Genomic DNA, 12931 nt, shown 5'->3' with positions numbered 1-12931 from the left:
TCCAAGCGCTCAAAAAACTAACCTCTATTTTAATGGACTTAAAATGAAAAAATCCCTAGGTATTGCTCTATCATCTTTGGTTTTACTGCTATCAGGCTGTTCAACTAACTCCCCAGTTTCCGGTGGCTTATACACGGGAGTCACTCATTCAGGTGTGTCCACAGGTGGCATTAAAAATAGCAGTGTTACCGATTTGAAGAAAGGCACCTCTTCTTGTATTTCAGTACTTGGTTTAATCGCAACGGGTGATTGTTCAGAAGACACTGCACGCAAAAATGGAGGTATAACAAAGGTACATTCTGTGTATCATGAGTCTACAAGCGTTTATATATTCTTCAATAAATACGAAACGATCGTAACAGGCGAATAATACGCACCTGCCATGTGACGGGTTTTCGTGATATAGCAGATATCTCACTTTTTTGTTAGGAGACACCGCAACCTGTGTCTCCTAAACTGTTAAAAAAACCACACGATTTGAATACATTAATAACTAAGTGTTTCAAGTTGTGCCCTCAACTCATCTTTACCTGTAATAGTCTGATTCATCAGTGCGGGCGTCAAAAGAGCCTCTTTACTCACGGCTTTTAAAATAAAAAAGCGTTCATTAGGGACTGAGAAAACGGTCATCCAAGCCAATAAAGTGGATTCAAGCACGGCTTCAAACTCAGCAAATAAAGCAAAGGTCGATGGCGCCATTTTATGTTGCTCGCCCAACAAAATACGGTAACTTGCTAACCGTTCTGGCTTTCCGATCCATTCGGACCATAGGGCTATCCACCCAGCAACAAAGTCTGAATCTGCGGTCGTATTCTGAGAAGACAACGCTTGCTCCATTTCCTCCTGTGCTCTTTCAGTCAAAGCCGACAACGCCGTTTCCCACAGCACCAATTTAGTCGGAAAATTACTGTATACCGTTGGCTTGGATACCGCTGCCGTCAACACCACCTGATCAATACTGGTACTTTGATAGCCTTGCTTGGTAAACAGTTCACACGCCGCTTCGACAATATGCGATTTTTTACTGGGTCTTCCTCTTGCCATAAACGCCTCAACTTATCGTGTGGTCTTGCTTACTTCGTAGTGCATTTTTACTTCTTAATGAGTAGTTTGGGACTGACGCTGTGCTTCTCTGTACGCTCGGTAAATACCGCCATTTTGCTTCTCATCTTGCTCGACCCACGCTTTTGTCATTCGTTGATTAATTCGTTCAAGCTCTCTCAAAAGTGAAGATGACGGTTGGTTATACACAATACCACCGTCTTTTAATGAAGCTAGATCTGTCTCAACACGCTCTTTCGTTTCTATCCAACCATTACGCTCGGCTTTTATAGACGCTTTGTCTATCGCGGCTTTGGTCTTTTCGTCCAACTGATCATAAGCACGCTTATTCATGACAACGATTTCTTTAGGTATCCAAATTCGTAAGTCGTTCAAATACGGCGCATAATCCCAAATCTGACTGTCCTCACCAACAGACAGTGATGCAAAACGCCCTTCTAGTTTACCCTGTTCAAATGCAGACTTTACGTCTTTTAACGGTATTTTCACCGGCGAAGCCCCAAGACTTTGAATCAATGTGGTGACTGTCTGGTTAAATGCACGGATTGGCAAGCCATCAAAATCGGCAACAGTGTCTATTCTGCGAACCGAGAAGACGCTGTAAGGCGTCCACGGCACCACATATAAATAATGCAGTCCTAGCTTGTGCAATTGATATTGTGTGTCGGCCTTAGAGGCCTGCCACAATAATTGAGCGTCGTCATAATTATTGGCCAAAAAGGGGATCATATCGTGTTGGAATACCGAGTTTTGCTTATCTAATAGTCCCAGTAGAAACTCACCAATCACCACTTTACCAGCCATAACTGCCCCCGGTATTGCTAAATGCGGTAATGCATGCCCATTCGATTTCACCTGAATATTTACCTCGCCATCTGTAAAGGCTTGCACGTCTTCCGCGAACTGGTAGGCAATTTGAGTTGGCTGATTTCGGTCACTAAAGGGCGTCGGCATAATCCATTCTTGGGCTGAGACAACCGCAGAAGAAAGTAAAACACACACTAAAAACAACGATTTAGATACCAGATTCTTTGCCATACAACGCCTAATTCATTTCAGGATAGTTGACGGTAAAGTATCACTAACTACAAGCAAATGCATTGCAATCAATGGATTTAAAGCACTAAAAAATTCCTCGCAACCTTCCTAAACAAACTCTTGACGAATTAGAAACGCTATATTAAATTAACTAAACGGTATAGTTAAATAAATAGCTTTTTTAGGAGCAAGTCATGCAAAGCGAGAACGGTTTCTACGGGCAATACGGCGGCAGCTATATTCCTGAAATTCTTTATTCGAGCCAACAGCAAATTTTACAGGCGTTCGAAGAAGCCAAAAACGACCCTAAATTTCTCGCTGAGCTGAACAAACAATGGCAGCAGTTTTCTGGTCGCCCTACTCCTCTGACGTTTTGTGCGAACTTGACCGAACACTTTGGTGGTGCGCAGATTTACCTAAAACGTGAAGATTTAAATCACAGTGGCGCGCACAAGATGAATAACGTGATTGGCCAAGGGTTATTGGTCAAACGTATGGGCAAAAAACGCGTTATTGCCGAAACAGGTGCGGGTCAGCATGGTATTGCTACGGCGCTTGTTGCAGCGCGTTTAGGACTGGAATGTACCATTTACATGGGCGCGAAAGACATTGAACGCCAATACCCGAACGTATTCTGGATGAAACAGCTTGGCGCAACCGTTGTGCCTGTTACCACTGGCGCACAAACTTTACGCGATGCCTTAGACGAAGCCTTGCGTGACTGGTCATCAAGCCATGAAGAAAGCCATTATCTAATCGGCACTTCGTGTGGTTGCGCGCCCTTTCCTGAAATGGTGGCGTTTTTCCAATCTGTGATTGGCAACGAAGTTCGCGAGCAAAGTGTCACGCAATTCGGTCAATTTCCTGATCGTCTATACGCTTGTGTTGGCGGCGGTTCGAACGCTTGCGGTTTATTCCTACCTTTCCTTGATGACAAAGACGTGGAAATGGTCGGCGTCGAAGCAGGCGGTAAAGGCTTAGAACTTGGCGAGCACTCTATTCGCCTTTCTCATAACCTTGGTCAGCCAGGTATTGCCCAAGGTTTTGCAACTATGTTCCTGCAAGATGACGCAGGCCAACTACAAGAAACCCACTCTATTGCAGCCGGTTTAGATTACGTTGGTGTCTCTCCTATCATTGCTCATTTGGCGGAAATCGGTCGCATCAAAATGACCTATGCCATGGACGATGATGTAATCGCCGCTTGTACGTTATTACTGAAAAAAGAAGGCATCATCCCTGCCCTAGAATCTTCCCATGCTTTAGCTGGTGCCTTTAAAGACGCGCCAAACTTGCCGAAAGATTCAAAGATTGTGATCAATCTTTCTGGCCGTGGCGACAAGGACATCTTTAACGTGGCGAAAGCCGTACAAGATGAAACCTTCCCGCAATTCTTAACCGATTACCTTGCGGCTTATCCAACCCATCACGCCGACAATGAGGAGCAAAACGCATGAGCCAGTTAGCCACCTTTATTGCAGAAAAACGTCAGCAAAAGCCGATTTTATCGATGACCCATGTGGTTTATGGCTACCCAAGTGTTGAGGAAAGCTTAAGCTGGATGAAAAGATTAATGCAGGAAGGCGTCGATTTTATCGAAGTGCAATTTCCTTTTTCCGATCCTGTGGCCGATGGCCCAAGTATTGTTGCAGCCTGCCATAAAGCACTGGAACAAAAGCTGGATGTGGAAACCTGCTTATCTCAATTAGGCACACTAGCGAAAGACTTTCCTGAAAGCCGCATCGTGTTAATGAGCTATCTCAATCCAATGTATCGCTTTGGTTTAGATAAGCTAGCCAAGCGAGCGGCTGAAGAAAACATTCTAGGCTTGATCCTGCCAGACTTGCCGATTGAACAAGCAGCGACCTATCAAGCGGCTTGTAAAACCAGCGGTATCGATCCGGTTTGGTTGGTGACACCAGTAACGCCACCTGATCGATTGGCGATGCTAGCAGGCCAAGCCAGCGGTTTCTTATATTGCGTGGCGCGCTCTGGTGTGACGGGGCATTCTGCCCATGAAGGAAAAGCCAAGCAGACATCACTTGATGACTATTTGGCACACATAAAACAACACGCCAGCGCACCAATGGGCGTTGGTTTTGGCCTGCGTGAACGCACTCAGATTGAGCAACTTATCGGCAAAGCTGACATCGCGATTCTAGGTTCTGCTCTACTAGATGCGTACAACCAAGGCGGGCAGGAAGCAGGCGTTAAACTGATAAAAGACTTGTTTCACTGAGAAGCGAACATCTAATTAGCGCTTGAAAAGCCAAAGCCGTGAATATATGATCCATATATAATTTATATATGGATCATATCTCATGGGTATTATTAAAATCTCCGACGAACTTCACGACGACATTCGCAAAAGCTGCCAGGTCATGTCGCGTTCTATCAATGCACAAGCCGAATTCTGGATCAAAATGGGGCGCTTAGCCGAGCTTAATCCGAGTCTCACCTTTTCCGAGTTAATTGCCAACGAACTGGCCAGCGCTAACGCTGAAACACCTCTCAAAGCGGTGAAGTAGCATGCACGTTCATATCAAGACACCAACTGAAATCGAATTCATGCGTGAGTCTGGAAAGCTACTGGCCAGCGTATTTCATATGCTCGATGACTTCGTTAAAGAAGGCGTATCGACTTTAGAAATCAACGATAAAGTAGAAGACTTTATTCGCAATGAACTGAACGCAAGACCGGCCAGTTTAGGACAATACGACTATGGTTTTTCCTTAAACTCCTCAATAAACGAAGTCGTTTGTCATGGTGTTCCGAACGACAGTCATAAACTCAAAGCAAAAGACATCATCAATCTAGACATCACCTTAGAGAAAAACGGCTTTATCGCCGATTCCAGCAAAATGTATGTCATGAGTGACGCCAACCCTATTGCCAAACGCTTAGTAAAAACCACCTACGAAGCCATGTGGGCAGGAATCAAAAAAGTAAAACCCGGCGGCACCCTAGGCGACATTGGCGCAGCTATCCAAACCCTAGCGGAAAGCAAAGGTTATTCTGTCGTAAAAGAATACTGCGGCCATGGTATTGGTCGAGAAATGCACGAAGAACCACAAGTACTGCATTACGGTAAAACTGGAACAGGAATGGTGCTGGAAGCGGGCATGACCTTCACTATCGAGCCAATGATCAACCAAGGCAAAGCCAAAACCAAGACCAAAAAAGACGGCTGGACCGTTGTGACGGCTGATAAAAAATTATCGGCGCAATGGGAACATACCATCTTAGTCACAGAAACGGGTTATGAAGTGCTGACCTTAAGAAACGAAGAAGCCAGTATCTAAAGGGGTATGATACTGGCTTCTTCGTTTAGCCTGCCAACCTTAATGAGTTAAAATACAGGTTTTCGACTAGCTCTATGTTTTAGTACTCGCTTATTGCTTAGGCAAAAGCACAGTATCGATTACATGGATCACACCGTTAGATTGCTTAACATCGGCAATAGTGACGTGGGCAACACGGCCGTTTTCATCTTCAAGCATAATTTTATCGCCCATATAAGTGACCATTAACGTACAGCCGCCAATGGTCGGCACCGGGTGTTTGCCCATGTCATCATCGATCATGGTTTTAATCGCGCCAGATAAGGCGTCGGCTTTTACCACGTGACAAGCTAACACCTTAGTTAAAGCGGCTTTGTTTTCTGGTTTTAACAAAACGGCGACAGCACCCTCTGGTAATTTATCAAACGCCGCATTGGTTGGCGCAAAAACAGTAAAAGGACCTGGACCTTGTAGAGTGTCAACCAAACCGGCGGCTTTAACGGCAGCCACTAACGTTGTGTGGTCTTTCGAGTTAACCGCATTTTCAATGATGTTCTTGCTCGCATACATTGGTGCACCGCCCACCATTGGATTCGTATGTTCATCCGCACTTTTCATCCCACCCGTAGAACAGCCAGCAAGGGTTACAATGGTCGCAGCAGAAATAAGACTTAGTAATTTCATTGTTATTCTCCAGTTTGTTTTTCCATAACAATTCGCCATGGTTATACAGAGATACGAGGTCGTTTCAAAAAGGTTTCACATTTTCTAACCTTTATTCAAATGCCGTTCTAAACGGGTTGAAACACTAAAGAAATACCATTCAAGCAGTGGCGTAATCCCGTTGGGGCTGGACCATCGTCAAAAATATGTCCTAAGTGACTGCCACATCGACGACAATGCACTTCCGTTCTTGCCATGAAAAAGCCGTTGTCTTCCTTGGTTCCAATGGCATTGGGTAAACTGTCATAAAAACTTGGCCAGCCAGTACCACTTTCATATTTTGTATTACTAGGATAAAGAGGAAAATCACACCCTTTACAGAGATAAATGCCTTCTCGCTTTTCATTCAGCAAAGGGCTACTCCCAGCCCTTTCTGTCTTCTCTTCTCGCATTACTTGGTATTCAAAATCACTTAACTTTGCTTTCCACTGTTGCTTAGTTCGATATACCTCAAAGTGTGAGTTAGATGCTAATACTGCAGCCGTAGCTGGCATAGTTGAAAACTTAACAACACCTGCTGCGCAGGCCGCTCGAGTAAGAAAATGTCGACGATTCATAACAAAACCTCCAAAGAAAAAATGGCTGAATCCTGTTAGCAAATTCAGCACATACAAAGAGGTACGGTAAAAAAGGGGGAAAAGTTTCAACGGATACTTTAACGAAAAGGATAAAACAAAAAAAAGGGTAAGCTCCGAAGAACTTACCCTTTCTTAGCAATACTGAGTAGCGAATTAAACGACTGTAATATTCTCTGCTTGAGGACCTTTCTGGCCAGCCGTCACAACGAATTCCACTTGTTGGCCTTCAGCCAATGTTTTGAATCCATCGCTTACGATAGCACTAAAATGCGCGAACACATCTGGACCAGACGCTTGTTCAATAAAACCAAAACCTTTTGTTTCGTTGAACCACTTAACGGTTCCTTTCACTGTATTAGACATAAATAATCACCTGAGTTTGAAATGGCCCTTTGTGGACCGAGAGTGCAAAAAATAGACTGGTACTTAGAAACTTTCAGGACGAGGATTTTATGAATAAAACAACGTATTGCAGAGTTAATAACTATAGACTTCTTTCTAGCTTGTGCCGCCATAGTATAGACAATGTTCGAGGATAGATAGCACTATTTGTGATATGTAAAAATAGTGCCATCTATCCACATCAAATTTGCCAGCAAGCTGCGGCTATTTTTCTTCTTTTGCCTTAGCTAACAACAAAAACCGCTTATGGATTTTCCGTGTTGCCAACCACACACTGCCAACCACAAGAGGCACTGACAAACCTATCACTAGGCTTTTATCAAAATTCACGCCTTTGTCGTATACCGCTTCGATCAAGAACTTCAACAAGCCCACGCTGTAGTAACTGATCGCAGCAACAGACAAACCTTCGACCGTATGTTGCATAGCCAATTGTATTTTCGATCGGCGATCCATGGAGGTGAGCAGTTGTTGATTCTGAGATTGGATCGACATTTCGACTTGGGTGCGCATCATATCTGACACTCTGTCGATACGAGTTGAAAGGCTTTCCAGGTGCGTGCCTGCGGTGTTACACGTTCTAACCGCTGGAGTTAAACGGCGTGTCATGAATTCCGTGACGGTTAAATGGCCAGACACTTCATCTTCTTTCAACTCGTTAAGCCGTTTTAATACCAGCTCGTGATAGGCTCGTGTTGCGCTGAATCGAAATGAGGTTTTGGCTCGCGTTGCTTCTACCCACGCCGCCATATCAATAAGCTCACTCAGTATGGCTTGCTCATCAAGCGTTTCTTTAGAATCCGATAAACTGGCTGTTGTACGGGCAAGCTGTTCGTCCATGATAACAAGCTCAGCATTATATTGACGTGCCATAGGCAAGGCTAACAAGGCCATCAGACGATAGGTTTCTATCTCAACCACTCGCTGAACCATACGACCCAGTTGACTGTCACTCATGCTCTTGTTGTAGATCAAAAAGCGACCACACCCATCACTGTGTAATTGGAAAGTTGTCCACACTTGAGCATCACCATTTTGAGGGCGGCTACCCACCAAACGCATGCCTTCAAAATGGCTTTTTACCAAGGTCAAATCGGGTTCAGGAACAGTACGAGCATCTTCGACGGCTACATGAAATGCCGCCAAAACCGTTCCAGGAATCGTCGATAACCAATCCACGGGCAAACAAGACAACGCATTTTGATCAAAAAATCCAAGACTATGGTCAACTTGGCTATGGGTAATCATGTAGGAAGTGAACTCTAAATGCTTATCCCGGCGTATTTTAAAGTGGCCAAAGTCCACTTCAATACACACACCATCTTCCTGTGGGACGGTTCCTGAAAATGACGAATAAAGTGAGTAAAAATGCTCGAACTCGGCTCGCTTTTGCTCTGGCCCGACAATGACCGCGAGGTAACTGATTCTAGCTGGGCTAGGCAGCACCTGAAAGGGGCGCGAATGTAACTCCGCATAAAGCGCATCACGTAAAGGATGCACCTCTAATCCATACGAGTTATTGACCTTGTGCACTGTACTGTTCCGATGTTTAAGGGTGAATAAAAGTATTTTGTTTTTGCCACTTTTTTAACTATCCCAAGCATACCATCAGCAGAATGAAAAAAATCACGGCTTACACACATTAGAGAAGGTATCGACATAAATATTTCTACCATCATGAACCACATGCTTGCTTTATTTACACCTGACCCACAAAATAAATTGAAGACGATAAATAGGTTAAGTCAGCGTATGTCGGCATCGATAATAAAATACAGCGTGTTGTTATTAGCAGGAAGCTACTTCAGCATGGCGCACAGCAACGATCTAATCACCTTTGGGAAAGCCTGTTTAAAAAAAGAAGAAACATTGGCCAAAGCAGAGGCAAGGCTCGATAAAAAATCCATCCGTTCGGAACAGTCACAACGCAAAACACGCACATCCATCGGCCGGCTACAGCAACTCAAAGAACAAAAAGCCCAACTAGAAACGTCAATGAGCGACTGTGAAAGCACACCAAACAGCGCCTATTGCCACCAAATTCGCCACCGTTACAATGAATTAACCTATCAAATACACATTGCCGAAGCAGACTCAGTGGAAGATGGCAGGTATGGCGATGATCCCGTAACCGAATTTGAGTTCAGCCAACAACAGTTTAATCAACGTTATGACAATTTCATCGCCCAGTGCCGAGACTCAAATGCCCATTACGCTATGATTCAAGACCCTGAAGCCTATGCCGCTGTTTGCTCGACAGTCAGTGCAAAGCAGTCCATCACTTGCTCACTTTTCTAGTCATTGCGGGAATGCGAAACATAGACTAATTTGTCCATTGGAAAATCCAGCGCCTCCGCTTTGGCCAGCAATCGACGTTTCACGTCTTCCGGCATCGTTGGTGTTCGCGATAGCAACCAAAAATAATCACGGCTTGGGCCAGAAATCATGGCGTATTGATAGTTATCTTTATCTAATTCGAAAATCACATAGGCGCCATAAAACGGCCCAAAGAAAGAAACTTTTAAATGACCAACATTAGATGAATTGACAAAATAGGCTCGCCCTTCGGCTTCTCGCCATTCTTTGTCTTCTGCTGAATAACCGCGATTCAATACCGCAACACCACCGTCCTTACGCATGGAATAAGTTGCCGTGACATTCGACAACCCTTCTTCGAAGGCATGATCTTGTCGAACAATTTCATACCAAGTTCCCAAATAACGTTCTATTTGAAACGGCTTCACCGGATCGATATCTTTCGGAGCGCTGGTACAGCCCGCTACAAAAACCATGATTAGCCAAACTAACGCTTTCATACACACCCCTTTGCTTATCCTGCCAAATACCCTACAAGGTTTTATAGTTTACCGCCCGCCATCATACAAATGTCACACTTCTATTGCAGTCTACTAAATGCCGTAAATGTGGGGAAATACAGCGTGTTCAGTACCAGATCAATACGTCCGTGGAATCGAGGACTTAACCTCCAAAGAAACAACAAGTCCATTGTAGTGCAATTAAATAGTACAACCCCAATCGCCAGCATAGCGCCGAGATACTTATCTTTCTCAATTGATATTTCCGTACTCGCAGGTGGTTTTTGGTGGGAAGGCAGCACAGGAACGCAACGAGGCTTAGGCACCCAACGCGTCGAAGCATTGGACCTCTGTCAAGAGAAGCTCGATGTGTTGGTCAAAGCATTGGGACCTGCTTATGTTCGCGTTGGTGGTTCAGAAGCGGATAAAGTTCGCTACTTTACCAGCACAGAGTCACAACCTCCCTGTGATAACGCATTACTACTGACACAGTTAATGTGGAATCAGCTGCATGACTTTTGCCAACGAAACGACTTGGCACTCATGTTCACCATGAAATATGGATTGTTTGAACGACGACAGCAAGGTTCATGGCAAGCCGATGACGTCATCGCACTGCTGAAATACAGCCATGACAATCATCAAACCATCGACGTTTGCGAGCTTGGTAATGAACTCAATGCGTATTGGGCTTTTCATGGGTTCACTTCCCAGCCGAGCGCCAAAAACTTGGCAAAAGATTACGACACTTTTATACGTTGCATTCGTCAACACAGTCCTTACAGCAAAGTGGCTGGGCCTGGCAGTGCTTTTTGGCCAAGAATTGGCGAAGCCATTAAACCACTGAGCAACATCTCGGCGCCATTTTTAGACTATTTAGAAGAGCCCCTGGACATAGTTGATTGGCATTATTACCCCTTTCAAAGCACACGCTCTCCAGTCAAAACCCGAGTCGCCAGCGTGGACAATATTCTCTCGCCGAATTCATTAAAAGACTTTGAAAAATACTCCAAACAACTCGAACAATTACGCGATCAATACCAACCAACCGCGCAACTCTGGACTGGCGAAACTGGATCGGCTCAGTGTGGCGGACAGGCAAAATTGTCCGACCGATTTGTGTCCTGTTTTTGGTGGGCAGACCAGCTAGGCCGCGGTGCGAAAATCGGCCAAAAAGTCATGGTAAGACAAAGCCTTATTGGCGGTGATTACGCCTTAATTAATCGCCAGACACTCAAACCCAACCCCGATTATTGGGTCAGTTGGCTATGGGGAAAACTGATGGGAACCGACGTGTATGACGTGCAAAGCAACGACCCATTTGTACAAATATACTGCCACAGTGCCAAAAAAGAAGGCAAATGCACCTTATTGATTATTAATATGTCAGCATCACCAAAGATCTTGAATTGCCATGGCTTTGGATCAAAGAAAAAACGTTTTGAAATCACCGCCGATTCACTCACATCGAAGAAAATACGCATCAACGGCATCAAACCACGGTTCAAGCAGGGCAAGGTAAAACTCGGTGATTTCCCTAAACTGTCCAAACTTAATATTGTCAGCCCGTACAGCATCAATTTTTGGTGTTTTACTGTTTAAGGAACGACCCAGACTTTACTGAGCACCTATTGAACTGGCTGACTCATCTCAAGTGGATTAGCCCGACAAAAATAGGATGACGCCATAGTTCTAAAAGCATCACTGCATCATGGAAACATCAACTTATAAATGAAGTGGTCCAGCAACAAATGACGATAATGCGTCTTAAATACACCTTAAATCCCAACAAAGTTCTTGATAATTTCCCCTTCATCCGTAATATGCCAAACGAAAATAATTCTCAAATCTTACAATTATTTTTTGCCACCCAATTCGGAAAACATTGCTTAAACAGAGCCTACGGCTTTCAACCTAGAGTCATCGCAACCACAACGGAGTAATATTCATCACTTAGCGCTGATGAAACCATACTTATGCAGTCAAACTTAATTTCTGATGCCGTTTCGAGCCAACGTCGCAGTGAAAAACGTCGTTGGTCAGTTATTGGCATCTTGCTTATCATTCTTGTATGTTCCTTCATTTTAGACGTGGCAACAGGCCCTTCTTTGCTCAACGTAAAAAACGTTGCTAATGCCTTACTGAATCTAATTGGCTTTCCTGTCGAGGTGGATCCAACCACCAAAGTAATTGTTGCCAGCTTAAGGCTACCCATCGCGATAATGGCCGTGGTAGTAGGTGGTGTATTAGGTGTGGGCGGCGCAGAAATGCAGACGCTATTAAACAATTCTATGGCAAGTCCTTATACTCTAGGAATGGCTGCCGCCGCCGGGTTCGGAGCAGCATTAATGCTGTACTTTGGCTCGCTAGGTATAGACACCAACATTGCAGTACCTCTCGGGGCTTTTGTGTGTTGTATGCTGGCGGCGACATTTCTATTCGCATTGGCAACCATGAGGCACATCAGTTCGGGCCAGCTGATATTGGCAGGCATTGCGTTATTGTTCCTTTTCCAGTCATTGCTATCCCTTGTACAATTTGTGTCATCCCCTGAACTGAGCCAACAAATTTTATTTTGGTTATTTGGCAGCCTGTCGAAAGCATCATGGACCAACCTGATAATTATCATCAGCGTAACCGTCGTATGCATGGCTTTTTTGATTCGCGATGCGTGGAAGCTCACAGCACTCAGGTTAGGCGAAGAAAGAGCCAAAAGCCTTGGCGTTAACATCACCCAACTTAGACTTCGTACCTTATTAATTGTGGCCATAATGACAGCAACAGTGACAAGTTTTGTGGGTATCATTGGTTTTGTCGGCATTGTGGCACCCAACATTGCAAAAATGTTAGTTGGTGAAGATCAGCGCTTTTTCTTACCGTTGTCGTTCATTATTGGCGCATTTTTATTATCTAGTGCGTCGGTGTTATCCAAGGTAATTGTTCCTGGTGCGCTCTTCCCGATCGGTATTGTCACAGCCATCATTGGCGTGCCTTTCTTCTTTTGGTTGATTTTAGGTAAAAGGCGTTAAT

The 12931-nt window shown here is 44.5% G+C and carries 15 protein-coding genes; 8 read left to right on the top strand and 7 right to left on the bottom strand.

What is annotated here, in order from left to right:
• The first annotated feature begins 43 nt into the window (after positions 1 to 43).
• Positions 44 to 370 (top strand): TRL-like family protein, encoded by a 327-nt coding sequence (locus AABA11_RS05875; RefSeq protein ID WP_338266223.1) that lies wholly within the window; start codon positions 44 to 46, stop codon positions 368 to 370.
• A gap of 116 nt (positions 371 to 486) precedes the next feature.
• Here AABA11_RS05875 and AABA11_RS05870 read toward each other — a convergent pair whose 3' ends face one another.
• A complete protein-coding gene (locus AABA11_RS05870; protein WP_338266221.1) occupies positions 487 to 1044 on the bottom strand; it encodes a TetR/AcrR family transcriptional regulator in 558 nt (185 codons plus the stop codon).
• Positions 1045 to 1098: 54 nt separating this feature from the next.
• On the bottom strand, positions 1099 to 2100 hold the full coding sequence (gene dctP / locus AABA11_RS05865; protein ID WP_338266219.1) for a TRAP transporter substrate-binding protein DctP: 1002 nt from the start codon (positions 2098 to 2100) through the stop codon (positions 1099 to 1101).
• A 194-nt stretch (positions 2101 to 2294) separates the two neighbouring features.
• Here dctP and trpB point away from each other — a divergent pair, with 194 nt between their 5' ends.
• The 4 genes from trpB (at position 2295) to map (ending at position 5403) form a co-directional block, all read left to right on the top strand.
• A complete protein-coding gene (gene trpB / locus AABA11_RS05860) occupies positions 2295 to 3557 on the top strand; it encodes a tryptophan synthase subunit beta (RefSeq protein WP_338266218.1) in 1263 nt (420 codons plus the stop codon).
• Positions 3554 to 4339 carry a tryptophan synthase subunit alpha gene (trpA, locus tag AABA11_RS05855; protein ID WP_338266216.1) on the top strand — a complete coding sequence of 262 codons (786 nt, stop codon included), beginning with the start codon at positions 3554 to 3556 and terminating at the stop codon, positions 4337 to 4339. Before trpB ends, trpA begins: the two co-directional genes overlap by 4 nt.
• An 82-nt stretch (positions 4340 to 4421) precedes the next feature.
• Positions 4422 to 4628, top strand: coding sequence for a ParD-like family protein (locus tag AABA11_RS05850; protein ID WP_265727501.1), 207 nt, complete (start codon positions 4422 to 4424; stop codon positions 4626 to 4628).
• A gap of 1 nt (position 4629) precedes the next feature.
• Positions 4630 to 5403: a type I methionyl aminopeptidase gene (map, locus tag AABA11_RS05845; protein ID WP_265727502.1), complete on the top strand. Its 774-nt coding sequence runs from the start codon at positions 4630 to 4632 to the stop codon at positions 5401 to 5403.
• 90 nt (positions 5404 to 5493) lie between these two features.
• On the opposite strand, the gene AABA11_RS05840 is transcribed toward map, so the two are convergent.
• The 4 genes from AABA11_RS05840 to AABA11_RS05825 all read right to left on the bottom strand — a co-directional run bounded on the left by AABA11_RS05840 (position 5494) and on the right by AABA11_RS05825 (position 8585).
• Positions 5494 to 6066, bottom strand: coding sequence for a fasciclin domain-containing protein (locus tag AABA11_RS05840; protein ID WP_338266212.1), 573 nt, complete (start codon positions 6064 to 6066; stop codon positions 5494 to 5496).
• A 107-nt stretch (positions 6067 to 6173) separates the two neighbouring features.
• Positions 6174 to 6662, bottom strand: a complete 489-nt coding sequence (msrB, locus tag AABA11_RS05835) for a peptide-methionine (R)-S-oxide reductase MsrB (RefSeq protein ID WP_338266210.1) — start codon at positions 6660 to 6662, stop codon at positions 6174 to 6176.
• A gap of 174 nt (positions 6663 to 6836) precedes the next feature.
• Complete coding sequence (locus AABA11_RS05830) at positions 6837 to 7046, bottom strand: cold-shock protein (protein ID WP_265727505.1); 210 nt, start codon at positions 7044 to 7046, stop codon at positions 6837 to 6839.
• A gap of 243 nt (positions 7047 to 7289) precedes the next feature.
• Positions 7290 to 8585, bottom strand: coding sequence for a DUF3422 family protein (locus AABA11_RS05825; protein ID WP_338266207.1), 1296 nt, complete (start codon positions 8583 to 8585; stop codon positions 7290 to 7292).
• A gap of 252 nt (positions 8586 to 8837) precedes the next feature.
• Here AABA11_RS05825 and AABA11_RS05820 point away from each other — a divergent pair, with 252 nt between their 5' ends.
• On the top strand, positions 8838 to 9383 hold the full coding sequence (locus AABA11_RS05820) for a hypothetical protein (protein ID WP_338266205.1): 546 nt from the start codon (positions 8838 to 8840) through the stop codon (positions 9381 to 9383).
• On the opposite strand, the gene AABA11_RS05815 is transcribed toward AABA11_RS05820, so the two are convergent.
• Positions 9380 to 9901, bottom strand: coding sequence for a lipocalin family protein (locus AABA11_RS05815; protein WP_338266203.1), 522 nt, complete (start codon positions 9899 to 9901; stop codon positions 9380 to 9382). The two genes, AABA11_RS05820 and AABA11_RS05815, sit on opposite strands and share 4 nt — an antisense overlap.
• A gap of 195 nt (positions 9902 to 10096) precedes the next feature.
• Between AABA11_RS05815 and AABA11_RS05810 the strand changes: the two genes are divergently transcribed.
• A complete protein-coding gene (locus AABA11_RS05810) occupies positions 10097 to 11503 on the top strand; it encodes a glycosyl hydrolase family 79 N-terminal domain-containing protein (protein ID WP_338266201.1) in 1407 nt (468 codons plus the stop codon).
• A 374-nt stretch (positions 11504 to 11877) separates the two neighbouring features.
• On the top strand, positions 11878 to 12930 hold the full coding sequence (locus tag AABA11_RS05805; protein WP_265727518.1) for a FecCD family ABC transporter permease: 1053 nt from the start codon (positions 11878 to 11880) through the stop codon (positions 12928 to 12930).
• Position 12931: the final 1 nt, after the last annotated feature.

The organism is Marinomonas pontica (assembly GCF_036322735.1).
Taxonomy (GTDB): domain Bacteria; phylum Pseudomonadota; class Gammaproteobacteria; order Pseudomonadales; family Marinomonadaceae; genus Marinomonas; species Marinomonas pontica.
The sequence above is the reverse complement of the archived record's forward strand: the minus strand, read 5'-3'. Positions and strand labels throughout refer to the sequence as shown.